The sequence below is a fragment of the Parabacteroides sp. 20_3 genome, assembly GCF_964238835.1.
Taxonomy (GTDB): domain Bacteria; phylum Bacteroidota; class Bacteroidia; order Bacteroidales; family Tannerellaceae; genus Parabacteroides; species Parabacteroides distasonis.
Genome location: NZ_CAXSNO010000010.1, coordinates 59,010 through 82,873, shown reverse-complemented (window position 1 = coordinate 82,873; position 23,864 = coordinate 59,010). Strand labels below are relative to the sequence as shown.

Below are 23,864 nucleotides of genomic sequence, written 5' to 3'. Positions count from 1 at the left end.
TTGAGAATTGAAAATTGAGACAAGTGGTAAAATAGCTGTCACTTGTCAACTGTCAACTACTTTTTGTATTTGGTTTTGATTGCGGGTAGGACTTTTTGGATTTCCGCTATACGAGTGGCATCACTGGGGTGCGTACTCATAAATTCCGGCGTAGAGCCACTCTTTCCGGCGGACATCTTTTGCCAGAAGTTGACTGCCACGTCCGGATTGTATCCCGCCATAGTCATGAATACCAATCCCATATAATCCGCTTCCGACTCGTGCTTACGGGAGAAAGGAAGCATTACGCCATACTGCGCTCCCACACCATATACCGTATTGGCCGCTTGCTGTACCGCCGCGCTCTTATTGCTTACGGCCGCACCTAAAATAGCCGCCCCATATTGGGCCATTAGTTGCTGGCTCATACGCTCATTGCTGTGTTTAGCTACGGCATGGGCGACCTCATGCCCGATGACCACCGCCAATTCATCGTCCGAGGAAACTAAAGGCAGCAATCCCTCGTACACCACGATCTTGCCTCCCGGCATACAGAAGGCGTTCACCTGCGGATCATTCACCAAATTAAACTCCCAAGAGAAGTTTTTTACCTCATCCGCCATCCCGTTCGCCCGCAAATAGTCCTCCGTAGCGGCGGCTATCTTCTTTCCGACCCGGGTTACCATAGCGCTCTTGTTCGCGTTCGTCGACTTCTTCGCCGTCTTTATATAATCGTTATACTGGGTAAGGCTGGACGATAACACCTCTTGGTCCGAAACCAACAGCACTTGCTTACGTCCTGTCAACGGTACGCTGGAACAGCCTGCCAATAAAAGCAAGGCCACGAATAAACTTGCTATTTTTCTCATATCCTTTTACTTGAAATTAAACCTGATACTCTCTTTTTAATAACGCAAAGATACTACCATTTTGTTCAAAACAACCACCCCCTTTCGTTCTTTCTATAGGAAGTATTAGCCTTTTCTTTCAACAACATCCATCATCTACCATCTGTTGCATGATCATCCACCAATTGGTACATGATCTTCTAACAGCTGTTGCATGATCATCCAACGGCTGATAGAAGATGAATATAAATAGATGAAATGCCTAACACTTACAGTGATTAAACCTAGGCTAAGCAGGAAAATCCCTTACCCCCTACTTATATCAGAAAAAAAAGCCCTTGATTGTATATTTATTCAACAATACTCTTTATATTTGCAGCCTGTTTTGCATAAATATACAACATGAGTACAAAGAAGGAACGATTGGATGCCATTTGCGGTATTATACAGACGAAAGTGATAAGTAATCAAGAAGAACTGCTTAAAGAACTGGAAGATAGCGGATTCTCGGTTACGCAAGCTACGCTTTCCCGCGACATCAAGCAACTGAAAGTGGCCAAGGTACACGACGGAAACGGAGATTATGTATATCGCCTTCCCGAAGAGAGTATAAGCAAACAAGCACAGCCTGAAGGCAAGAAAAAGCCGAATATCGAGTTTTCCGGAAACTTGGCGGTGGTGAAGACACGACCGGGTTACGCCATGGGAATTGCCTCGGACATAGACTCCCATGCCCCCAGCGAGATACTGGCCACCATAGCCGGAGACGATACGATCTTGGTAATCCCCCGCAACGGTGTGAGCCAAGAGAAGGTGATTGCCGCTTTATCACATTTTATATAAAAGGAAAAAACTAAGAACAAACAATAAAATGGAACAAGAAATAGAAATTGATGTTATGATCGCTGATGCCTCTCACGAGGTATATGTGGATACGATCCTAGATACGATCGAGTCTGCCGCTAAAGTCCGGGGCACGGGTATCGCCAAACGTACGCACGAGTATGTGGCCCAGAAGATGAAAGAGGGCAAAGCGGTGATCGCCTTGGCGGGAAACGAGTTCGCCGGGTTTAGTTATATCGAGTCATGGGGAAACAAGCAGTACGTGACTACCTCCGGCTTGATCGTACATCCGAATTTCCGGGGCTTGGGTATCGCGAAACGCATCAAAGACATGACTTTCCAACTTGCCCGCATGCGCTGGCCGAAAGCGAAGATATTCAGCCTTACCTCCGGCGCTGCCGTGATGAAGATGAATACCGAGCTGGGATATGTACCGGTTACGTTCTCCGACTTGACGGACGATGAGGCTTTCTGGCGAGGTTGCAACGGTTGCGTGAACCACGATATCTTGGAACGCACCGAACGTAAGTATTGCATCTGCACGGCCATGCTGTTCGACCCGGCCGATCCGCATCGTGCGCAACGAGAGCGGGAGGCCCGTAATCAGACTAAAAAGGACTAAATTAATACGATAGAAAAACAACATAAAATAAAGAAACGATGAAGAAGAAAGTAGTAGTAGCGTTCAGCGGAGGTTTGGATACCTCATTCACGGTCATGTATCTGGCTAAAGAAAAAGGATACGAGGTATACGCCGCTTGCGCTAACACAGGTGGTTTCAGCGAGGAACAATTGAAACAAAACGAGGAGAACGCCTATAAGCTAGGCGCCACGAAATACGTGACGATCGACGTTACGAAAGAGTATTACGAGAAGAGCTTGAAGTACATGATTTTCGGAAACGTGTTGCGTAATGGTACGTATCCGATCTCCGTAAGCTCCGAGCGTATCTTCCAAGCCTTGGCGATCGCCCGCTACGCGAACGAGATTGGCGCCGACGCTATCGCCCATGGTTCTACCGGAGCCGGTAACGACCAGATCCGTTTCGATATGACTTTCTTGGTATTGGCTCCGAACGTGGAGATTATCACGTTGACCCGCGATATGGCCTTGAGCCGTGATTTTGAGATCAACTACTTGAAGGAGCACGGTTTCGAGGCCGATTTCACGAAGTTGAAATATTCCTATAACGTAGGTCTTTGGGGAACCTCTATCTGCGGTGGCGAGATTCTTGATTCCGCGCAAGGACTGCCCGAGAGCGCTTATCTGAAACAAGTGGAGAAGACCGGCAGCGAGCAATTGCGCATCGAGTTCAAGAACGGTGAGGTTCATGCCGTGAATGGTGAGGTGTTCGAGGATAAGATCGCCGCTATCCAGAAGATTGAGGAGATCGGGGCCGCTTACGGTATCGGCCGTGATATGCACGTGGGCGATACGATCATCGGCATCAAGGGACGGGTCGGTTTCGAAGCTGCCGCTCCTATGTTGATTATCGGGGCGCACCGCTTCCTAGAGAAATATACGTTGAGCAAATGGCAACAATACTGGAAGGATCAGGTAGCGAACTGGTACGGCATGTTCTTGCACGAGAGCCAATATCTGGAACCGGTGATGCGCGATATCGAGGCGATGTTGCAAGAGTCTCAGCGTAACGTGAACGGTACGGCTATTCTGGAGCTTCGTCCGTTGTCCTTCTCTACCGTTGGCGTAGAATCTGAGGATGACTTGGTGAAGACGAAATTCGGTGAGTACGGAGAGATGCAGAAAGGCTGGACCGCCGAGGACGCTAAAGGCTTCATCAAGGTTCTTTCCACTCCGTTGCGTGTTTATTATACGAACCATAAAGACGAAGAGATATGATTAAATGCGGAATTATAGGCGGAGCGGGTTACACGGCGGGTGAATTGATCCGCCTGCTCCTAAACCACCCTGATGCCGAGCTTACATTTATAAACAGTAGCAGTAACGCCGGTAACAAGATCACGGACGTGCATGGCGGTCTTTATGGCGAGACGGATTTGGTGTTCACCAGCGAGTTGCCGTTAGATAGCATCGACCTTCTGTTCTTCTGTACCGCTCATGGCGATACGAAAAAGTTCATGGAGAGCCACACGGTCCCCGAGAACGTGAAGATTATCGACCTGAGCATGGATTACCGGATCGAAGGCCCGGAGCACGATTTCGTGTACGGCCTGCCGGAATTGAACCGCCGCCGGATTTGCAACGCCCGGCATATAGCGAACCCCGGTTGTTTCGCTACTTGCATCCAATTGGGCGTATTGCCGTTGGCGAAGCACTTGATGCTGAATTCCGACTTGCATGTCAATGCCATCACGGGATCGACGGGAGCGGGCGTGAAGCCTTCTTCCACCTCTCACTTTAGCTGGCGCAACGACAACATATCGATCTATAAGCCTTTTACGCATCAGCACTTGGCCGAGATCAACCAAAGCTTGAGCCAGTTGCAGAAGAGCTATTCAAGCCGGATCAACTTCATCCCCGTACGCGGTAATTTCTCCCGTGGTATATTCGCCACGACATACATCGATTGCAAGATCGACTTGGTAGAGATCCGACGTATTTATGAGGAATACTATGATGATCACAGCTTCACGTTTATCACTGATAAGAACCCGGATTTGAAACAAGTGGTAAATACGAATAAATGCTTGATCCACTTACAGAAAATAGATGATAAGCTTCTTATCATCTCTATGATCGATAACTTATTGAAGGGCGCTAGCGGCCAAGCGGTCCACAACATGAATCTATTGTTCGGGTTGGAGGAGACGGTTGGTTTACACTTAAAACCCTCCGCATTTTAAAAAATACTATAAAGATGAATTTATTCGACGTATATCCATTATTTAATATAGAGATCGTACAAGGCAAGGGATGTCATGTATGGGATAGCGAGGGAAACGAGTACCTCGACTTATATGGCGGCCATGCCGTGATCTCGGTGGGGCACAGCCACCCTACTTACGTAAAGGCGATTACCGAGCAGGTAAATAAATTAGGCTTTTACTCGAACTCGGTTATCAATAGCTTGCAACAAAAATTAGCGGATAAGCTAGGGAAGGCTTCCGGCTACGATGATTATTCGTTGTTCTTGATCAACTCCGGAGCGGAGGCGAACGAGAACGCATTAAAGCTCGCCTCTTTTCATAACGGGAAGAAGCGGGTGATCGCATTCAAGCACGCCTTTCATGGGCGTACCTCCGCCGCCGTCCGTGTCACGGATAACCCGAAGATCATCGCTCCGGTAAATGAGGATCTAGCGGTTACTTATCTTCCATTGAACGACGCTTCCGCCGTAGAGGAAGAGTTGAAGAAGGGGGATGTATCGTCCGTGATCATCGAAGGTATCCAAGGTGTAGGTGGCATCCAATTGCCAACGGATGATTTTATGCGTGAGTTACGCAACCTGTGTACGACTTATGATGCCTGTCTGATCTTGGATGAGATTCAATCCGGATATGGAAGAAGCGGTAAATTCTTCGCGCATCAATATGCCGGTATCAAGCCGGATTTGATCTCAGTAGCGAAAGGTATCGCCAATGGCTTCCCGATGGGTGGGTTATTGATCAGCCCGAAATTCAAGCCGGTTTATGGTATGCTCGGCACTACTTTCGGCGGTAACCATTTGGCTTGCGCAGCCGCTATCGCCGTTCTCGATATTATGGAAGACGAGCGTTTGATTGATAACGCGGCGAAAGTGGGTGCCTATTTATTGGAAGAGCTTCATAAACTTCCTGGTATCAAGGAAATTCGGGGCCGTGGTTTGATGATCGGTATCGAGTTCGAGGAATCTATCAAGGAAGTACGTAGCAAACTTCTCTTTGAGGAGAAAGTGTTCACGGGCGTAGCCGGAACCCATACGATCCGTCTGCTTCCTCCGCTTTGCTTGACGATGGATGAGGCCAAGGAATTTATCCGTCGCTTTAAGAAAGTCCTAAACGCTTAATTGTTCTTTATTTCATAAAAAGGGAGGATGTCTTAATCAGCGTTCTCCTTTTTTCATTCCTCCCCAACAGCGACGTAAATTAAGTATCACCCTTTGTCAAAAAAACATCATTCCCTTTTCCGAAAAAAACACTAACTTTACGCAGTTTAAACTTTGAGTCTCTAATTACTAATGAACACGATCGATGAAATATCTATTTATAGGAGTATTCACTTTATTGTGCCTATTTGCCTGTCAATCTAACGATTCCAAATACATCATAGAAGGCACCCTACCCACCGCGCAGCAGGATGGGGAATGGATTTATCTGGCACCCATGGAAAACGCCTCGATCGAAAATATCGATTCTACGAGAATAGAGAACGCACGGTTTACTTTCCAAGGAACGGGAGAAGAGATGAAAGTCCTCCGTATGCGTATCCTCTTGCGTCTCAAGTTCCAAGAGCTACTGGTCGTAACGGAACCGGGTGTGACCTCGGTACGGATAGACTCCATCAGCTCGGCCTCCGGTACACCGCAAAACGACGCCTTGCAGCATTGGAAAGACTGGAAGCAAAAGACCGATGGCGAATCCTATGCCCTATGGACAGCGCTTAAGACCTGCTCGCCGGGAGATTCCATCCGCATCAAGCAGACATGGGATTCCTTGAGAGTAGAGACGCAAGCTTTTAATTATGCGTTCATGAAAGAACATATCAACCAAACGGTCGGGAAATTCCTCTATAAGATGATAAAAACCTCCTTGACCGAAGAGCAACGAAAGGAACTGGATGAAGCGAATCATTAAACAGGATCTGTCGATCACGCTAGCGGTACTGGCGATAGCGATCTTCGCTTTCTTCTTCTGGATGTACCCCTATCATTTGTTCCACAAAGAGCAAATGATGCTGTTCTTGTACAGCGCCGAGTTTCTCCGTGGATATTTTCAGGAGGAAGCGTGGCTGGCTTGTCTCACCGGCGATTTCCTCACGCAATTCTTTTATTATATCGGGGGAGGCCCGTTCATCCTAAGCGTTGTCTTAACTTTATTTGCCCTGCTTACCTATCGGACATTCCGGCAATTCGTCAGCAAGAGATACGCCCTTCCTCTTATGATACTACTTGTATTATGGGAGGCCGGAAGGTCTTGCGGACTCGCCTATCCGTTATCCGCGACTCTCTCCTTGATCGGAGCAGAAGGTGTTTTCCTGTTATATAGCCGGAGCCAAACTGAGGGGCAACGTCTTCTTACCTGCATTCCCGCCATGCTTCTTTGCTATTGGTGCTTCGGGTACGGGGCATGGCTCTGTCTGGCCCTTATGCTGGCCGCCGGAATCATAGCGCACCATCAAAAGCTAAGTGCCCTGCTCGCAGTTGGTATATTGCTTCTTCCAGCGACCCAATATCCCGCTACCACTTGGTGGAGTAAGCCGGATCTCGACCGGGAGTATGTACTCAGCCTCGATGTGGAACATTATTTCGGAAATATACAAAAGATGAGGAAACATCTCGAGACAGACCGCCAAATCCTTTGGGTGACCTATTACCGGAACCTGTACAATGCCACGCATCCATCCGAGATCAACTCACCCGTATCTCTCTCCCGGAACCTCCTAGCGTGGAATCAACCGGGTACGAATGGGTTGATCCTTCCCGTGAACCCATCCGCTTCTTTTCTCTCTATCCTATTCGCCAACGAGTTATGGTTCACGTTAGGAGATATGACTATGGCCGAGCATTGCGCCATGCTAAGTATGATCTTCTCTCCTCGCAATTCGGGTAGCCGTATGATCAAACGGCTGGCTGAGATCAATCTGGTCAATGGGGATGATGAAGCGGCTCTTAAATATCTACGTATATTAGACAAGACACTCCTTCATAAAAGCTGGGCCGAAAAGAGAATACCCGGTCAGCAAACCCCGCGAGTAAAGGAGTGGCTGGAGAAGAAACGCAGAGACATCCCGACCCAAGACCAACTACGTTCCGGTAACGATGCCGTGACTTCCTTACAGAACTTAGTCGCCTCGAACGCCGGCAATCTCCGTGCTTACGAATACTTACTCTGCTATCATTTACTCTCCAAAGACCTTCGTTCTTTTGTAGATGATTATGTACCGGGTAAGGTCTCTAGTCCCATTTTCGCCGAGGCCCTGCTGATCCATCTCGCCCGCCAAGGTAATATCCGTGCGGAAGAGCTTATAAAATACCAAATCCCGGTAGAGATAGCGAAAGAATTCGCCGATTATACCCGGCTTTATGAGGCAAAGGACACGAGTTTGAAAGAGAAATACGGCAAGACCTATTGGTTCTATTATCATTTTGCGACCACAGAGCCCGGAAAGGAGAGTAAGCCATGAAAGAAGCAAGAATCATGAAAGAGAACATAACCTATTACCTCGTCTGGATAATCTGCTTGCTGGCAGGATGTGCCCCTACCCCGAAGCAAATAGAGGATACCACAGACCCAATCCCTATGTATCCCGATTATACGGATATCATGATTCCCACGAATATCGCCCCTCTCAACTTCTTATTGAGAAACGATGCGGACGCTATGCAAGTAACTTTGAAAGGGGAATCAAAAGAGATACAATTATCTTTCGGAAAGAAAGCTATTTTCCCTTTAAACCTATGGGAAAGCCTTTTAGAGCAGGAAGTGGGCAACCGCCTGCAAATAACCGTAGTCGCCCGTATCAAGGGTAAATGGCTCCGTTACCCCTCTTTCTACTGGCAAGTAGTTCCGGAGAAACTGGATAGTTATATAAGCTACCGGCTTATCGAACCGGGTTACGAGGTATGGAACAAAATCCAATTATGCGAACGGGAGATTAATTCTTTTGAAGAACGGATTATCGTCAATGAATGTAATCAAGTAAAAGGCTTATCCAATATATTCGCCATAGGAGATGTCTGCTGGATGGCAGAACCGGATTACCCAAACGGACATCCGCAAGTCGCTCAGGTAGCGATTCAGCAAGGTGAGTTATTAGCCGAAAATCTACAACGGATCGAGGCTCTAAAAAAACCGAGACCTTTCCATTATAAGAATTTGGGAACTTTAGCTACTGTCGGCAGGAATAAAGCGGTTGCCGATTTAAATAAGGTGAAATTACATGGATTTACGGCATGGTTGGTTTGGATGCTCGTACATTTACGTTCCATCTTAGGAATCAAGAATAAGCTAATTGTACTGATCGACTGGATCTGGAATTATTTCACGTACGACCGTTCCATGCGTTTCATCTTGTTCATCCAAAAGCACAAACAAGATGGAACACAGGGCACGGAACCTACTTTATAAACGATAAGTCAACGTAAGCCAAGCTACCCGGGCATCACGATTGCGCTTTTGCGTCATTTCTAAGTTCGGGGCATCAATAATCGTTGTTTCTTCTAAACTATCGAATATATTGTTGATACTTAAGTTCGCGCATAATTTACGATTGAGGAAATATTGAGAGAGACCGGCATTTACGCTATAACGGCCTTTGATCTTACCTTGAGGCGTAAGCTGGTCGGAAACGTAGAAGCCGTCTACCTGAAAATCCGTAGTCGGCGTAATACTTACGTTCACATTCCCCTTCACATCCCAGCAAACCAAGGATTTCTTCTCGCCATAGCCTATCGTACGCCCATCGATCTCGTCCCGATAGATATCCCCGGAGAAACCGACCGTCAAGATACGTACCGGATTCCAGCTACCGGACAAGTCGGCTCCGACTGCTTGGCTATGTCCGATATTCTCTTTCTTCCAAACCGTCTCGTCATTTACTTGGCTAGCGGTTTCCATGATACGATTCGTACGATTCCGGTAATAAATAGCCGGAGTCAAACGAAAACGGGGAGCCGAAAACAGATATCCTAGCTCTACGTTATGGATAAACTCATCCTTCAAGCCCGGATTCCCCTGTATGATATGGGTAGGATCACTGTTATTCAAGAAAGAGCACAAATAGCTGCCATTCGGACGAATCACCCGTTGCTGATAACTCAAGCTTAAACGATTGCTCTTATTCACCTCATAAGTAAAACGGGCACGAGGATACAAATGAAAACGAGAGCTCTTGTTCTCTTTGCCTTTTATCCCCTGCCAATAAGGGTCGTTGATCCAAGAAGGGCTAAACTCATTCATCTTAAAATGACTAAATTCCGCCTGTATCCCTATCTCCGCGTTAAAAGCGCCCCAATTCTTAACCACGTCCGCATAGATCAAATTCAGATAACGTTTGAAATCGTAATTATACGATTTCGCCGGACTTAGCTCAAAACTACCGTCCACCTTATCAAAAGCAGCCGTCAGATAATCCTCGTTTCGCGCACGACCTATATAACCAAGCTTGAAATCCCAACCATCGATCTCCTGCCCATATCCAAATCCCCAGAAATAATTATGTTTCGTATGGTCGATAGATTGGTTATCCTCCGAGACGATATTCCCGTTTTGAGGATTCTCATTCTTGAAATCATTATCCTCATCATACGAGAAATTATTATAGTTGAATACGGTATAAAAACCTTGATTCTCCGAAATCTCATGGTTCCAATACGCTTCGGCGGCATAAGCTTCCTGACGCTGGTCGTTATACCGGTTACGGATCACGTACTTCATTTGCTCCCCTTTCGGGTTGAATACCCGGTTGTTAATGCGTCCATACCGGCTATAATCCATCAAATGATACAGGGCATGCACGGTGATCCGGTCTTTCGCGGAAAGATCATAGTCTACTTTCATATCCGCCACATGTACGTCCGGACGAGCCGTGGCATTATTATTCATCTCCGTCCGGTTTTTAGCGGTCGCGGTCGATTTGCTGAAAGATCGTTCCCGGTATTCCCTCCTATAATTGTATTTCGCGTTGATATGGAATTTTCCGGGATGCAAATTCAATACCGCTCCTGCGTTATATCGCTCATTCCATCCCGCCCCAAGCGTAACATATAGAGGGGAATCTCCCGTTCCATACATACGAGGCACCAGATTGAGTATGCCCACATCACCATCCGGCACCGCATTAATCGGAGGAAATGCCCCTAATGAGATCTGGTTAAAGAACAGGGCGGGAAGTTGGATCAGCACGTCACCGCTATATTCTTCCAGCAAACCGTAAGGAACTCCATCGACAAGCATCCCGACATTACCGGAGCCCCTGTATGTAACGGCTCCTTCCATATCGGTTATGACAGAAGGCAATTGGCGAAAAGCATCCGCCGCCGTATTGGTAACGCTACTCAAGTTATTATCTACCCGCAAGATTTTCATCCCGCCCCTCTCGCTCAACCCGGCGAAACGGGTACCCTGAATCTCTATATTCCGGATCGTAAGCGTCGTATCGGCAGGAGTCTGCGAGAATACCGGCATAGCCAATAGAGCGGCCAATGGAAGAAGTAAAATTTGTCTCATATCATTATCTATGGTTTATAAACAAAAAAAGTCTGTATGTTCAACGCATACAGACTGTCCTCAAAACTCGTTTACTGATTATTATTCAGCAGGAGCAGCTTCTACGGCAACAGAGTCAGTAACCTCAACAGCTACAGAATCAGTAGCGGCAGCATCCTCTTCTACTACAGGAGCTTCCTCAACTACAGTAGCCTCTTCTGTTTCAGCAACAGATTCGGTAGTTTCAGCAGATTTGTTGCCACAAGATGCGAATGATACAGCTGCGATAACAGCAGCAAATGCAACTAACTTTTTCATTTTGTTCTTAATTTAAACGGTCTATAATATCTTGTTGTTGTAAAACGATGCAAATGTATGTATTAATCATATATGTTGTACAACATAAGACGTTTTTTTTTGAATTATTTTCTACCGCTTTTACAATATGCTGAATATTAGCTGCGTTTGCTTTCTATTTATTTATCAATAATTACTGTATAGGTAACGCTTAATGCTTTTCTTCGGTGTTTTCTCAAATTCTGTCGGATACAATTGTATCTCCGAGATCGTTTCGTAAGGAGCCAGGAGCTTGTTCAACTCTATCCTATTTTGTTCCATGATAACTGGAAGATCCGTATGCGAGATACCCGTACTATCCACCGTATCGTAATCCGGATACACCATCCCGATCAATTTCCCGTTTTTCTCCACGACCAAACTCTCCATCACGAATGGCAAATTGTTCAATTTGGATTCAATCTCTTCCGGATAAATATTTTGTCCGCTAGCGCCCAAGATCATCGTCTTGCTACGTCCACGTATAAAAATACGGTTGTCATGATCGATCGTACCCAAATCACCCGTCCTTAGCCAGCCATCTTCCGTGAAGACATTTTGGGTTGCCTCATCATTCTTATAATAGCCTTTCATTACGTTCTCGCCCGATACTTGAATCTCGCCTACCTTATTATAAGGGTCTTCCGAATCGATACGGACTTTCATGATCCCTTTCAAGATCTGTCCGCAAGAACCGGGCACATACTCATTATTATGGTCATAACTGATCAACGGGCCACATTCCGTCATACCATAACCGATCGTGAACGGGAATTTGATCTTATACAAGAAATCCGTTACTTCTTGATTCATGGCGGCGCCCCCCACGATCACTTCACGGAAACGTCCTCCCAAGGCATCCACCAAATGTTTGCGGATCTGCGCATAGATACGTGAATCCAACAGTGGGATATTCAAGGCCAACTTCAAGGTTCGCTTATTCAACTGAGGAAGGATCATCTTCTTATAGATCTTCTCCAAAATCAGGGGAACCATCAAGATCAAGTTCGGCTTCACCTCTTCGAATGCCTTTAATAAGATTTTAGGAGACGGCACCTTACCTAATAAATAGACATGCACACCGAATGCCATGGGTACCAATAAATTGAAAGCGCAACTATAGGCATGGGCCAGAGGCAGGAAACATAACTCACGTTCACCCCGGAACAATAGATCCAGTGTCCGGGCATACGTCACGTTTCCGGCTAAATTATTCCCCGTCAACATAACCCCTTTGCTAAATCCGGTCGTACCCGATGTATAGTTGATCTCTACCACCTTGTCATTATCCAGCTCAGCGTATTTGATATCCTCTTGGGTGAAACCATCCGGATATTTCTCGGTCATCTTCTCATCCAGCGATTTCATCAACTTCTGGATATTCTCCCCATCCCGTTGATGCAAGCAACGATAATCAGAAAGAGAGAATACACCGCGAACCTCTTCGATCTTATCTTCCTCCAAAGAATCCCAAATCCGGTCGCTAACAAACAAAAAGACAGATTCCGAGTGGTTAATAATATGATGTACATCATTCGGATTAAAGTCCTGAAGAATAGGCACGATAATCGCCCCATAAGTAACAACCGCCATATAAGCGATGCACCAACGGGAGCTGTCTTTACCGATCAACGCGATCTTGTCTCCACGACGGACTTGGCACTCATGGAATAAAAGATGAATACGTGCGATCTCCGTTGCTACATCACCGAAAGTAAAGGTTTTACTTTTCCCGTAATCCGTTAATGCCGGCAAGGCCCAGTTTTCCTTGAAACTCTCCTCGTAAATCTTAATGAAATTCTCTTTGATCATAGCACACTTTTGTGAAATTCGCGTAAAAGTAAAAACAAATCCTTACTTTTGCCATGATATAACCTATAAATTTAAAATAAGAATGAAAAGAATCACTCTCGCATGGGCATTGACCCTCTGTAGTTTTATTACATTTATCGCCTGTTCATCCCCAGATGTTGGAGAAAGAAACGTAAGCATTATCCCCGCTCCGGCCCAAATGACAGTAGGCGAAGGTACATTCACGATCCATCCCGGCATCGAGATCGGTTATGCGGACGAATCCTTAAAGGGTATGGGCGAGTTGCTATCCAACGAGATAGAAAAGTTGTCCGGCATCAAGCTGGCTTCCGCCTCAGACAAAGAATCGAATTGCATCATCTTCCTCGAGTTGACAGATCCGAAAGAGTTCGCCGACCTGCCAAAAGCTTATGGATTGAGTCCGAAAGATAGTGTCCCCGTAGATGAGTCTTACTCCCTCTCCATCCAAAAGAGAAACATCTACATCAAGGCCACTACCCTAGAAGGTATCTATCGAGGTATCACTACCTTGAAACAAATCGTGGGTGGTAACCTACAGCCCGGAGGCGAGAAGATTTATCTACCGCTACTGGAAGTGAAGGACGCACCTCGTTTCGCTTGGCGCGGACTCTCTTTCGATGTATCTCGTTGCTTCTTCGATCCCGAGGAAGTGAAACAAGTGATCGATATGGTCGCCTTATATAAAATGAACGTACTGCATATGCATCTTTCCGATAACCAAGGTTGGCGTATCGAGATCAAGAAATATCCCGAGCTAGCGGAAATAGGAGGTCAACTTCCCAACAACGGCAGAAAAGGAGGCTATTATACGCAAGAGGAATTCAAGGATCTCGTGAATTATGCGAACGAACGCTTCATCACGATCATCCCGGAAGTAGATATCCCGGGGCATACAGCTGCCGTATTCGCCGCTTATCCGGACTTCAAGAACGCTGTCAAATTCAAGACCAAGGTTAACATCCCGGGGCAGGCCTTCAATGCCCTCGACGTAGACGATCCGAAAGCGATGCAATTTACGGAGGATGTTATCGCGGAGCTAGCCGCTTTAGCACCCGGAAACTACATTCATATCGGAGGCGACGAGGCGATCGGCTTACCCCATGATAAGTTCGTCCGTTTTATAAATAAGACACGGGAAATCGTACTGAAGAATGGAAAGAAAATGGTCGGCTGGCAAGAAACCGCCCGTGCGGATATCTCGGAAGGCGATGTCATCCAGCACTGGATTTATCTGAAGCAAAAAAGCGAGAACTCTTCTAAGAAAAAAGATAATATACCTGCCGAATATAAAGAGATCATGGCCTTATTCGCCGAATTCATGAAAGAGGCACCAAAAGATCCGGGACTTGGTATATCCAAAAAAGCGAAAGTGATTCTCTCGCCGAGCGGTTACGTTTATCTGGACCATAAATATCTGGAACCAAGTGCGGACTCCACCCAAAACGCGGAGCAAGAACGTCTGGGTATGGCCGCCTACGAGAAACAAACGATCCAAGAAATGTACGACTGGGACCCAATGACCTTCAACCCAACTGTAGAGAATCCTCAAAAAGATGTAGCGGGTATAGAAGCCGCTATCTGGTGCGAGACGATCACCAATTTCAGAGATCTGCAATTCCTGTTAATGCCCCGTTTGGCTGGTGTCGCCGAAAAAGGTTGGTCCAAAGTAGAGAACACACATTGGGACGAATATAAAGTAAGACTTGGTGCGCAAGCCCCCTTATGGGAAAAGGCCGATTGGAACTATTTTAAATCATCCTTAGTGGATTGGAAATAACAGTACAAAATCTTCATAATATTACGAATATTTCGAAATAAATTAAATATCTTTGTCCTATTAACTTTAGGACAAAGATATTTTTATGAATAAATGGCTTATTATATTTGCGATATTACTAACCGCTTGTACCGGCACAAGCGAGAAATCAGAGGAATGTATAACAATTGACCTAGCAACTGTTTTTGACCATCAACCTCAAGAAGTAGCCTTAAAGAAATGGGCGAAATCCATCCAATTCATCCCTCTGCAAACGAATGACTCAATCTTGATCAAATACATCTCCCGCATTATTAAACACGGCGATAAGCTATTGGTGCAGCATGATAACAGAGCTTCTGTTTTCGACTTGGCAGGAAAATATTTATACGATATCGGCAAACAAGGAGGAGGTCCGGATGAGTTTAGTCGTATATCCGGACTAGAACCTCATGATCATCTTATTTATATAAAAGATAGCCCCATCCGAATAAAGGTATACGATTGGCAAGGGAAATTCCACCAAACCATTCAAATTCCGGATAAGAACATCCGGGGATTTTATCCACTCCCTAAGACGAACGTTATCCTAGGTCACGTACCCAACCTCTCTGGCAACGCACCCATTCGGTTCTATTTTTGCCAAGATACAGTCATATCGGATAGCATACCTTACTATAAATCTTATACAGAACCTCCTTTCGTCATGACATTTACCTATGAGTTCCGTCCTTTCGACGGAAATAAGATTGCCGCATTTAAGGAGTTGTTCTGCGATACGATATTTAAAGTTTCCAACGACATGAAGCTAACTCCTTATGCCGTCCTCGATCTAGGTAAATACCGAACGCCCGAGGAACTCCGTTATAATATCACGATAGACGATATAAAAAACGACCTGTTCAGGACAAAGACGATCCCTGTCATACCCGGGCAAATCGGAGACCGGCTCTATATGCATAACTTCTCCGATAAAGATACCTATACATTATATTATGATATAGCGGAGAAGCAATTAGCCTATGTACAATTCATATACCCGGAAAACTCATTTGAACTTCCCGAAGAAGCCTATTTCACTCCCAAATACATCTCAAACGACAACCGTTACCTAATCGATTGGGAGCAACCCGAGAATGATAACAATCCGGTATTAATCTTAGTGGAGCCCTAGTTACCGTATTTCCTCTATCGGCACAATAAACAAAACAAGGCCGCAGCAAGGACTATTCGATAACAAGTCTTCATAAATAATGTTGCTTGACTGTATCTATTCCTTAGTTCACGGCATGGTTTTTACAGACCACGTCATGGTTTATACAGACCACGACGTGAATCGCACAGACCACGACGTGGTTTGTAGAATATATCCAATAGTAAAGAAGAATAGATAGGCTTCCGGAAAACTATTTATGCAATAGTAAAGAGTTTTTAAGTCCATCTCAATCCGAACTCTTTACTAATCCGGGCTTAATTAGTACCTTTGCACTCTAACTAAATCGAAAATGATAGATCAGACCGTATTTAACAATAAAAAGGCCGCTTATTATACGCTGGGTTGCAAACTAAATTTCGCGGAGACCTCTACCATTGGAAAGCTATTAGCCGAACAAGGGGTACGCAAGGTGCGTCCCGGGGAAAAAGCGGATATATGCGTGGTGAATACTTGCTCCGTAACGGAACTAGCCGACAAGAAATGCCGGCAAGCGATCCGCCGGATCAGCAAGCAACACCCCGGTGCCTTTATCGTGGTGACCGGTTGCTACGCACAGTTGAAGCCGGAGGAAGTCTCCCATATAGAAGGCGTGGACTTGGTTCTTGGCGCCGAACAGAAATTAGAGATCCTTCAATATCTGGAGAACCTAGAGAAGAAAGAACACGGAGGAACTGTTATCGCCTCACAAAGCAAGGATATACGTTCCTTCTCCCCTTCCTGCTCGGCGGACGACCGTACCCGTCATTTCTTGAAAGTACAAGACGGATGCGATTATTATTGCTCTTATTGCACCATACCCTTCGCCCGCGGAAGAAGCCGGAACGGGACGATCGCCAGCATGGTGGAACAGGCGCAGGAAGTCGCACGTAAAGGAGGAAAGGAGATCGTATTGACAGGGGTAAATATCGGGGATTTCGGCAAAAGTACCGACGAGACCTTTATCGACTTAATCCGGGCTTTGGATGAGGTAGAGGGAATCGTACGCTATCGTATCTCTTCCATCGAGCCGAATCTGATTACCGACGAGGCCATAGATTTCGTGGCCCATAGCAAACGTTTCGCTCCTCATTTCCATATTCCTTTGCAAAGCGGTAGCGATGCTGTCTTGCAATTAATGCGCCGCCGTTACGACACCGCTCTTTTCCGTCATAAGATCGAAAAGATCAAGGAAGTAATGCCGCATGCTTTCATTGGCGTAGACGTAATCGTTGGAACCCGTGGCGAGACAGACGAGTACTTCGAGGAGGCCCGCCAATTCATCGATAGCTTGGATATAAGCCAACTGCACGTGTTCAGTTATTCGGAACGCCCGGGTACCCAAGCGTTGAAGATCGATTATGTAGTAGACCCAAAGACCAAACACGCACGCAGTCAACAACTCTTGGATATCTCAGACCAGAAACTTCATGCCTTTTATGAGGCCCATATCGGACAAGAAGCGAATGTCTTATTCGAACACACCAAGAAAGACGGCAAAATGCACGGTTTCACCGAGAACTATATAAAGGTAGAAATCCCTTATGATGCCGCTTTGGTCAATGAGACCCGCAAAGTCGTACTAGGCGGCTGGAATGAGGATCGCACCGCATTAATAGTCAACAATCAATCATCAACCGTCAACTAAGATGTGGGATAAAATACAATATGCCTTTCTTTATAGCTGGGTAAAAGTACACGCCTTACTTCCCATGCGAGCTTTATACGTGTTATCAGACATCCTATATGTCCTTATCTATAAGATAGCCGGATACCGGGTAAAAGTAGTGCGCCGTAATATAACCGCCTCTTTCCCGGATAAATCCAAGGCAGAATTACGCCAATTAGAACGTCGGTTCTATCATCATTTCGCCGATTATATCGTAGAAACGATTAAACTAGCCCATATCTCTCTGGATGAGATACAACAGCGTGCTTATCTGAGGAACCCGGAATTGGTTGACCAACTTATGGCGAAAGGCCATACTTGCTTCATCCTCACGATGGGGCATTATGGCAACTGGGAATGGTTTTCCGGCTCGACCACTCGCTTTGAGGACTCACGCATCTATCAGATATACCGTCCGTTAAACAACAAGGCCTTTGATAAGCTATTCGCCGATCTCAGGACACAGTTCGGTTCTTTCGGCATCAAGAAAAACGATACGATACGGGATATCATCAAGTTAAAACAAGACAAGACCCGCTCAGTCGTCATCTTCTTGGCGGACCAGACACCCAGCAAGGCGAACCTGCATTATTGGACCGAGTTCCTTCATCAAGATACGGCCATATTAACCGGTCCGGAGCGTATCGCACGGAAACTGAACCTGCCTGTGATCTTCCTCGATACCCAAAAGGTAAAAAGAGGATATTACACCGTAGACATGAAGCTGATTACGGAGAATCCAAAAGAGACTCCGGAGAATTACATCACCGAGCGATACGCACGACTTTTAGAGAAAATGATCTTGCGTGACCCGGCTTACTGGCTGTGGACCCATAAACGTTGGAAACATAAACACGAGCAACAAGGATGAAAAAAGTAGCGATTGTCATCTTAAACTGGAACGGAAGAAAGCTAATGGAGGAATTCCTTCCTTCCGTCGTATCCAACTCTCCGGAATGGGCGGAGGTTATCGTAGCAGATAACGGTTCTACCGATGACTCGATCGAGATGTTGAAAGCAAAATTCCCGACCGTCGGCATTATCTCCTTCAACCAGAATTATGGTTTTGCCGAAGGATATAATCAAGCGCTCAAAAGGCTCGACCATGAATATTGCGTTTTATTAAACAGCGACGTAGAAGTTACTCCCAATTGGTTAGATGCCCCGATTGCCACTCTCGACTCTGATCCGTCAATCGCTTGTGTCCAACCCAAAATACGGGCTCAACGAAATAAAGAATACTTCGAGTATGCAGGTGCGGCCGGAGGATACATTGATAAATACGGCTATCCATTTTGTCGGGGGAGAATCTTGCATATCGTGGAAAAGGACGAGGGGCAATACGACACTCCCGCCGATATCTTATGGGCGACAGGAGCCTGCTTATTCGTTCGTACGGCTACGTATAAGGAAGTCGGGGGATTGGATGCCGGATTTTTCGCACATCAAGAAGAAGTCGATATGTGTTGGCGTTTACGTTCCCGGGGATATCGGTTGGTATGCGTCCCACAATCCATCGTTTACCATGTCGGTGGAGCCACCTTGAACGCAGAAAGTCCCCGCAAGACTTTCTTGAATTTCCGAAACAGCTTATTGATGCTTTACAAGAATTCCCGGGAAGAAGATCTAAAGCATGTGATGTGTGTCCGCTTTTGGCTGGACTATATCGCCGCCGCGAAGTTCCTGCTGGAAGGACATTTCGCGAACGCCAAAGCTGTTTATGAGGCAAGAAAAGCCTATCACCAACTCAAACCGGAATATACGCCTAAGCGTAAAGAGAATCTGGAGAAAAGAACACTGAGCACCATCCCGGAACTTATGCGGGACAGTTTAATTCTGGCATTTTATCTAAAAGGGAAGAGGACATTCAATGCGATAAAGGATAGACGATAAAGAAACCGGCCTTCTTACTACCCCTAAGGAGAAAAAGAAGACCGGAGAGCTTGGAGATAAGATAGAGAATAGATTATGGATTACTATTCTTTTACTTTTTTAATAGCTTTATAAATCTCACTATATGAATCTCGACCTTGATACTTCTCAGCAAGTTCACAAGCTTTAATCATTTTTGCATCTGCAATCATATCCCTTACCCAGCTATCTTTTTCCAGATATTTACGTGTTTTGCCGTATGTTGGAAGATAGCGCTTCAAAGCCCTTTCTGTAGCTGCTGAATCTAGGAAATGACGGCAAGTATCCTCAAAATGCAAAAGGAACCAATATTCGATTGATTGCAAACTGTCGCACAGAATAACATTACCATTCTTCTCATATTTCTTTTTCAGAGCTGCCATCTTCCTATTTTCAGCATCTGATCGTCTGCTAACATCGGCATCAAAAACACAGATTACAAATACATCTTCATTTAGAAGCTCCTTTATCTTTTTATCAATCTTCTCGATACTATTATTCTCAAACAGACGTGGAGATATAGAGTATCTGTAGCCTAGAAACTTTTTAAGATGACTGAAATAAAACAATTCAGTCAGTCCTTCACCCACAATATGAATGACTTGTCTAGTGGCAATATTCTTTCTAACGTTTCTCATAAGGCCGGTATTTATAGATTAGGAACTGCCCCAAATTTACCAAACTTATACGCCTTTTGTAGAGAGCTTATTCTATTCAAGCCTTTGAAATCAGTTAGAGGATATAGTACACTGGCTCCATCTGTGTTCTTCTCGGCGAACCAGATATTATCTTTTCTAAGCAGATCCTCTTCCCCCAACAGACCGTCATAATGAGTAGTAAGCAGTAACTGAGCTTGCTTTGACTCCTTCAAGAAACGTTCAATCATATATTCGATCAACTTAGGATGAAGAGATGATTCTATTTCATCTACAGCAAGGAATGCATTGCTTCCAATACTATTTTGTATCTGGGATGCCAAGCCGAATGTTCGTATGGTACCATCTGATTCATACAACTCCGGGAACTCATAGTAATCATTCCCCCCCAACCCGGAAGAGACCTTGTGCTGATACATGGTATAATTTACTACTCCCTTTTTAGTCTCCTGCTCTTTTGAAGAAATATTCGAAATATTGAAGTCTGCTTCCTGCAAATACCTTAGGATATATTCTTTGGCAGTTTCTTTTTTAATTGCCTCTTCTGCATAGCGGCTAAGTGATGATGTAGGTACTATCGCAGGCATCATTTGTTTAGTCAAATACTGAAGGGCTGTTTCCATTTCTGCAATATTGGTATTTACCTGCATGTAAGCTGCAAAGACAGACATATTAGGTAAACACTTTAAGGTTATTTCCTCTTTTGCAGCCGTACTGATTTTAACTTTTTGACCAAATTTGATGGAAGAGACATTGTTTTCCATGCTACGTTCAAAAACAGTGGCCGGTTGTTGACTGAGATAATAAATCAAGGTTTCCCGGACAATGTGCGTAGTCTCCAACAATACGGAATAGACATATCTGATAGCCTTGTCTCCATTCATGGCATAAAATGAAACAGAAAACTCTGATGCTTGTTCTTTACTTGTTCTATTTAGCAAGAACGGAACAATCTTAATTAGCTCCGCTTTATTAAGTGGAGTGCAAGTTATAAAGGACCTTATAAAATCGCAAACCTTAATAATATTACTTTTTCCTGAGGCATTGGCTCCATAAATGACAGCTAACTTAAGTAATTTTACATCCGGAGCCAGCTCAACAACATGATATGACTCCAAATCCTTACTCTTATCTGCCTCAAAGCTAAGAACTGTCTCATCTCTGAATGAGAACATATTCTTGAATTTAATTTCAGCTATCATATATCTATTGTTTTCTCACAAAGATACATATAAAAACCGAATACAAGGTATTCAGGCAATAACAACATGCGTATCCATAAGCAATCATTTATCTTATAACAGCGCTTAGATACCAATAATACATTTTTCTCACGCCATCCTCTATATCCACCCGGTGATGCCATCCCAACTCATGCAGTTTGGTCACATCGGTCAATTTACGCATAGTTCCATCCGGTTTTGTGGGATTGAACTCTACCTTACCTCGATAACCGGTTGTTCTCACGATCAAATCTGCCAAAGTAGCGATCGAAATCTCCTTCCCGGTACCTATATTAATATGGCAATTACGGATATCAGTATCTCCTTGCGAATAAGTATCCTTAAAATCCACATGTTCCATGATATATACGCTCGCATCTGCCATTTCCTCACTCCATAAGAACTCTCGAAGCGGCTTACCAGTTCCCCATAGCTCCACCTTATCCGAAGAGATCCCATAACGAGCCAAAACCAAAAGAATTTCCTCTTGGGAGCAATGTCCATCAATACCCTCCACTGGACGGGCATCTAAATCCCGGCAAACACCTTGCCAATCTCCCTCATTCAAACACTTGCCCAAATGGATCTTCCGTATCATAGCTGGCAATACATGGCTACGTTCCAAATCAAAATTATCATTCGGGCCATATAAATTAGTCGGCATCACAGCGATATAATTCGTACCATATTGCAGATTAAAACTCTCGCACATTTTCAACCCTGCGATCTTGGCGATCGCATACGGCTCATTCGTGTACTCCAGCGGAGAAGTCAGCAAAGCGTCCTCTCGCATCGGCTGCTCCGCATCACGTGGATAAATACAAGTGCTACCTAAAAATAACAATTTCTTGACCCCATGGCGAAAGCTCTCACCAATCACGTTCTGCTGAATCTGTAAGTTCCGGTAGATAAAATCAGCCCTATACTTACTATTCGCCATAATCCCCCCTACATGAGCGGCTGCGAGAATCACGTACTCCGGCTGTTCCTCATCAAAAAAGCGCTTGACAGCGATGCCATCCAATAAGTCCAGCTCTTTATGCGTACGTCCTACCAGATTCTCATATCCCTTTCTTTCCAGATTCTCCCAAATGGCAGAGCCGACCAATCCTCTATGGCCGGCTACATATATCTTAGCGTTCTTCTCCATCATTTCACGATGCCCTTCTCTAGATACTCAGCCAAATTAGTACGAACATGCGCAGAGGCACGTTCCACGGCCACCTTCGCCATATCCGCGTCCACCATTATCTTCACCAGTTGCTCAAAAGAAGTCTTTCGCGGATTCCACCCCAGCTCACGTCTCGCTTTCGATGGATCTCCCCAAAGATTAACCACATCGGTGGGACGATAGAAATCGGGAGATACCTCCACCAGCACCTTTCCCGTCTTGCGGTCGATTCCCTTCTCATTTTCTTCCTCACCTTGCCAGTACAATTCAAAGCCCACATAACGGAAAGCCAATTCGCAAAACTCCCGTACGGAATGTTGCTCACCCGTAGCGATCACGAAGTCCTCCGGTTTCTCATTTTGAAGGATCAGCCACATACATTCCACATAATCCTTGGCATACCCCCAATCACGAAGCGACGATAAATTACCCAATAAAAGCCTGTCCTGTTTCCCTTGTGCGATACGTGCGGCAGCCAACGTGATCTTACGAGTCACGAAAGTCTCGCCCCGTCGTTCCGATTCATGGTTAAACAAGATACCCGAGCAGCAAAACATATGATAAGCCTCCCGATACTCCTTTACGATCCAATAACCATACAGCTTCGCCACCGCATAGGGGCTATACGGATGAAAAGGCGTTTTCTCATTCTGAGGAACCTCCTCCACCTTCCCATATAATTCGGAAGTAGAGGCTTGGTAAATACGACAAGTACCCGTAAGATCATTTTGCCTTACCGCCTCTAGAATACGTAATACCCCGGTAGCATCCACATCAGCCGTGAACTCCGGTGAATCAAAAGAGACTTGCACATGGCTCTGCGCAGCGAGGTTATAAATCTCCGTAGGCTTTACCCTCTTCACCACCTGCGAGAGACTCGTGGAATCCCCTAGATCCGCATAGTGAAGATGGAAAGCGGGATGGCCTTCCAAATGCGCGATCCGTTCCCTGAAATCAACAGATGAGCGGCGAATGGTGCCATGTACATCATATCCTTTCTCCAAAAGGAATTCGGCCAAGAAGGAACCGTCTTGGCCGGTAATACCAGTAATTAATGCTACTTTTCTCATTTTATTTTCATGTTTATCTTTTCATATTCATAGATCTTGATAGTCCATTAT

20 protein-coding genes and 1 pseudogene are annotated in these 23,864 nt (G+C 45.3%); 13 read left to right on the top strand and 8 right to left on the bottom strand.

Annotation, left to right across the window (positions count from 1 at the left end):
* Positions 1–56 precede the first annotated feature (56 nt).
* Entirely contained in the window at positions 57–848 is a 792-nt protein-coding gene (locus ACESPU_RS19105) for a M48 family metallopeptidase (RefSeq protein WP_005855229.1), read from the bottom strand.
* 381 nt (positions 849–1,229) lie between these two features.
* On the opposite strand from ACESPU_RS19105, the gene ACESPU_RS19100 reads away from it, so the two are divergent.
* The 8 genes and pseudogenes from ACESPU_RS19100 to ACESPU_RS19065 form a co-directional block, all read left to right on the top strand.
* Positions 1,230–1,670, top strand: coding sequence for an arginine repressor (locus ACESPU_RS19100; RefSeq protein WP_005855227.1), 441 nt, complete (start codon positions 1,230–1,232; stop codon positions 1,668–1,670).
* Positions 1,671–1,698: 28 nt separating this feature from the next.
* On the top strand, positions 1,699–2,292 hold the full coding sequence (locus tag ACESPU_RS19095) for a GNAT family N-acetyltransferase (RefSeq protein ID WP_005865603.1): 594 nt from the start codon (positions 1,699–1,701) through the stop codon (positions 2,290–2,292).
* 38 nt (positions 2,293–2,330) lie between these two features.
* The gene (locus ACESPU_RS19090; RefSeq protein ID WP_005865601.1) at positions 2,331–3,530 is read left to right on the top strand and encodes an argininosuccinate synthase; all 1,200 of its coding nucleotides are present in this window, start codon (positions 2,331–2,333) and stop codon (positions 3,528–3,530) included.
* Complete coding sequence (gene argC / locus ACESPU_RS19085; protein WP_005855221.1) at positions 3,527–4,495, top strand: N-acetyl-gamma-glutamyl-phosphate reductase; 969 nt, start codon at positions 3,527–3,529, stop codon at positions 4,493–4,495. The genes ACESPU_RS19090 and argC overlap by 4 nt, the downstream gene beginning before the upstream one ends.
* A gap of 14 nt (positions 4,496–4,509) precedes the next feature.
* Positions 4,510–5,637 carry an aspartate aminotransferase family protein gene (locus ACESPU_RS19080; RefSeq protein WP_005855219.1) on the top strand — a complete coding sequence of 376 codons (1,128 nt, stop codon included), beginning with the start codon at positions 4,510–4,512 and terminating at the stop codon, positions 5,635–5,637.
* A gap of 184 nt (positions 5,638–5,821) precedes the next feature.
* A complete protein-coding gene (locus ACESPU_RS19075) occupies positions 5,822–6,424 on the top strand; it encodes a DUF4369 domain-containing protein (protein ID WP_057329243.1) in 603 nt (200 codons plus the stop codon).
* On the top strand, positions 6,408–7,973 hold the full coding sequence (locus ACESPU_RS19070) for a DUF6057 family protein (protein WP_373133592.1): 1,566 nt from the start codon (positions 6,408–6,410) through the stop codon (positions 7,971–7,973). Before ACESPU_RS19075 ends, ACESPU_RS19070 begins: the two co-directional genes overlap by 17 nt.
* A pseudogene (locus ACESPU_RS19065) lies at positions 7,970–8,884 on the top strand (NAD(P)/FAD-dependent oxidoreductase); the annotation flags it as partial. The gene ACESPU_RS19070 and the pseudogene ACESPU_RS19065, both read left to right, overlap by 4 nt.
* A gap of 27 nt (positions 8,885–8,911) precedes the next feature.
* Here ACESPU_RS19065 and ACESPU_RS19060 read toward each other — a convergent pair.
* The 3 genes from ACESPU_RS19060 to ACESPU_RS19050 all read right to left on the bottom strand — a co-directional run bounded on the left by ACESPU_RS19060 (position 8,912) and on the right by ACESPU_RS19050 (position 13,144).
* Positions 8,912–11,017 carry a TonB-dependent receptor domain-containing protein gene (locus tag ACESPU_RS19060; protein WP_373133591.1) on the bottom strand — a complete coding sequence of 702 codons (2,106 nt, stop codon included), beginning with the start codon at positions 11,015–11,017 and terminating at the stop codon, positions 8,912–8,914.
* An 81-nt stretch (positions 11,018–11,098) separates the two neighbouring features.
* Positions 11,099–11,314 (bottom strand): hypothetical protein, encoded by a 216-nt coding sequence (locus ACESPU_RS19055; protein ID WP_057319968.1) that lies wholly within the window; start codon positions 11,312–11,314, stop codon positions 11,099–11,101.
* Between the two features lie 165 nt (positions 11,315–11,479).
* The gene (locus ACESPU_RS19050) at positions 11,480–13,144 is read right to left on the bottom strand and encodes an AMP-binding protein (protein ID WP_005855185.1); all 1,665 of its coding nucleotides are present in this window, start codon (positions 13,142–13,144) and stop codon (positions 11,480–11,482) included.
* Between the two features lie 82 nt (positions 13,145–13,226).
* On the opposite strand from ACESPU_RS19050, the gene ACESPU_RS19045 reads away from it, so the two are divergent.
* From ACESPU_RS19045 to ACESPU_RS19025, 5 genes are all read left to right on the top strand, one after another.
* Positions 13,227–14,942 (top strand): family 20 glycosylhydrolase, encoded by a 1,716-nt coding sequence (locus ACESPU_RS19045; protein WP_009018614.1) that lies wholly within the window; start codon positions 13,227–13,229, stop codon positions 14,940–14,942.
* An 85-nt stretch (positions 14,943–15,027) separates the two neighbouring features.
* The gene (locus ACESPU_RS19040; protein WP_005865567.1) at positions 15,028–16,095 is read left to right on the top strand and encodes a 6-bladed beta-propeller; all 1,068 of its coding nucleotides are present in this window, start codon (positions 15,028–15,030) and stop codon (positions 16,093–16,095) included.
* Between the two features lie 331 nt (positions 16,096–16,426).
* A complete protein-coding gene (gene mtaB / locus ACESPU_RS19035) occupies positions 16,427–17,761 on the top strand; it encodes a tRNA (N(6)-L-threonylcarbamoyladenosine(37)-C(2))-methylthiotransferase MtaB (protein ID WP_005865565.1) in 1,335 nt (444 codons plus the stop codon).
* Between the two features lies 1 nt (position 17,762).
* Entirely contained in the window at positions 17,763–18,653 is an 891-nt protein-coding gene (locus ACESPU_RS19030) for a lysophospholipid acyltransferase family protein (RefSeq protein ID WP_158532759.1), read from the top strand.
* Positions 18,650–19,675 (top strand): glycosyltransferase family 2 protein, encoded by a 1,026-nt coding sequence (locus ACESPU_RS19025; RefSeq protein ID WP_158532758.1) that lies wholly within the window; start codon positions 18,650–18,652, stop codon positions 19,673–19,675. Before ACESPU_RS19030 ends, ACESPU_RS19025 begins: the two co-directional genes overlap by 4 nt.
* An 83-nt stretch (positions 19,676–19,758) precedes the next feature.
* Here ACESPU_RS19025 and ACESPU_RS19020 read toward each other — a convergent pair whose 3' ends face one another.
* The 4 genes from ACESPU_RS19020 to gmd all read right to left on the bottom strand — a co-directional run bounded on the left by ACESPU_RS19020 (position 19,759) and on the right by gmd (position 23,813).
* Positions 19,759–20,331, bottom strand: coding sequence for an RloB family protein (locus tag ACESPU_RS19020; protein WP_122382840.1), 573 nt, complete (start codon positions 20,329–20,331; stop codon positions 19,759–19,761).
* Positions 20,332–20,342: 11 nt separating this feature from the next.
* On the bottom strand, positions 20,343–21,551 hold the full coding sequence (locus tag ACESPU_RS19015) for an ATP/GTP-binding protein (RefSeq protein ID WP_005865557.1): 1,209 nt from the start codon (positions 21,549–21,551) through the stop codon (positions 20,343–20,345).
* Between the two features lie 88 nt (positions 21,552–21,639).
* On the bottom strand, positions 21,640–22,722 hold the full coding sequence (locus ACESPU_RS19010) for a GDP-L-fucose synthase (protein ID WP_008778095.1): 1,083 nt from the start codon (positions 22,720–22,722) through the stop codon (positions 21,640–21,642).
* Complete coding sequence (gene gmd, locus ACESPU_RS19005; protein ID WP_005865553.1) at positions 22,722–23,813, bottom strand: GDP-mannose 4,6-dehydratase; 1,092 nt, start codon at positions 23,811–23,813, stop codon at positions 22,722–22,724. The genes ACESPU_RS19010 and gmd overlap by 1 nt, the downstream gene beginning before the upstream one ends.
* Between the last annotated feature and the right edge of the window lie 51 nt (positions 23,814–23,864).

What these genes read in the sequence shown, in the direction of transcription:
- ACESPU_RS19040 (WP_005865567.1), top strand. Translation starts at nt 15,028, where the DNA reads ATGAATAAATGGCTTATTATATTTGCGATATTACTAACCGCTTGTACC.
- ACESPU_RS19015 (WP_005865557.1), bottom strand. Translation starts at nt 21,551, where the DNA reads ATGATAGCTGAAATTAAATTCAAGAATATGTTCTCATTCAGAGATGAG.
- ACESPU_RS19020 (WP_122382840.1), bottom strand. Translation starts at nt 20,331, where the DNA reads ATGAGAAACGTTAGAAAGAATATTGCCACTAGACAAGTCATTCATATT.
- ACESPU_RS19045 (WP_009018614.1), top strand. Translation starts at nt 13,227, where the DNA reads ATGAAAAGAATCACTCTCGCATGGGCATTGACCCTCTGTAGTTTTATT.
- ACESPU_RS19025 (WP_158532758.1), top strand. Translation starts at nt 18,650, where the DNA reads ATGAAAAAAGTAGCGATTGTCATCTTAAACTGGAACGGAAGAAAGCTA.
- gmd (WP_005865553.1), bottom strand. Translation starts at nt 23,813, where the DNA reads ATGAGAAAAGTAGCATTAATTACTGGTATTACCGGCCAAGACGGTTCC.
- ACESPU_RS19060 (WP_373133591.1), bottom strand. Translation starts at nt 11,017, where the DNA reads ATGAGACAAATTTTACTTCTTCCATTGGCCGCTCTATTGGCTATGCCG.
- ACESPU_RS19055 (WP_057319968.1), bottom strand. Translation starts at nt 11,314, where the DNA reads ATGAAAAAGTTAGTTGCATTTGCTGCTGTTATCGCAGCTGTATCATTC.
- argC (WP_005855221.1), top strand. Translation starts at nt 3,527, where the DNA reads ATGATTAAATGCGGAATTATAGGCGGAGCGGGTTACACGGCGGGTGAA.
- ACESPU_RS19070 (WP_373133592.1), top strand. Translation starts at nt 6,408, where the DNA reads ATGAAGCGAATCATTAAACAGGATCTGTCGATCACGCTAGCGGTACTG.
- mtaB (WP_005865565.1), top strand. Translation starts at nt 16,427, where the DNA reads ATGATAGATCAGACCGTATTTAACAATAAAAAGGCCGCTTATTATACG.
- ACESPU_RS19075 (WP_057329243.1), top strand. Translation starts at nt 5,822, where the DNA reads ATGAAATATCTATTTATAGGAGTATTCACTTTATTGTGCCTATTTGCC.
- ACESPU_RS19105 (WP_005855229.1), bottom strand. Translation starts at nt 848, where the DNA reads ATGAGAAAAATAGCAAGTTTATTCGTGGCCTTGCTTTTATTGGCAGGC.
- ACESPU_RS19090 (WP_005865601.1), top strand. Translation starts at nt 2,331, where the DNA reads ATGAAGAAGAAAGTAGTAGTAGCGTTCAGCGGAGGTTTGGATACCTCA.
- ACESPU_RS19050 (WP_005855185.1), bottom strand. Translation starts at nt 13,144, where the DNA reads ATGATCAAAGAGAATTTCATTAAGATTTACGAGGAGAGTTTCAAGGAA.
- ACESPU_RS19095 (WP_005865603.1), top strand. Translation starts at nt 1,699, where the DNA reads ATGGAACAAGAAATAGAAATTGATGTTATGATCGCTGATGCCTCTCAC.
- ACESPU_RS19010 (WP_008778095.1), bottom strand. Translation starts at nt 22,722, where the DNA reads ATGGAGAAGAACGCTAAGATATATGTAGCCGGCCATAGAGGATTGGTC.
- ACESPU_RS19100 (WP_005855227.1), top strand. Translation starts at nt 1,230, where the DNA reads ATGAGTACAAAGAAGGAACGATTGGATGCCATTTGCGGTATTATACAG.
- ACESPU_RS19030 (WP_158532759.1), top strand. Translation starts at nt 17,763, where the DNA reads ATGTGGGATAAAATACAATATGCCTTTCTTTATAGCTGGGTAAAAGTA.
- ACESPU_RS19080 (WP_005855219.1), top strand. Translation starts at nt 4,510, where the DNA reads ATGAATTTATTCGACGTATATCCATTATTTAATATAGAGATCGTACAA.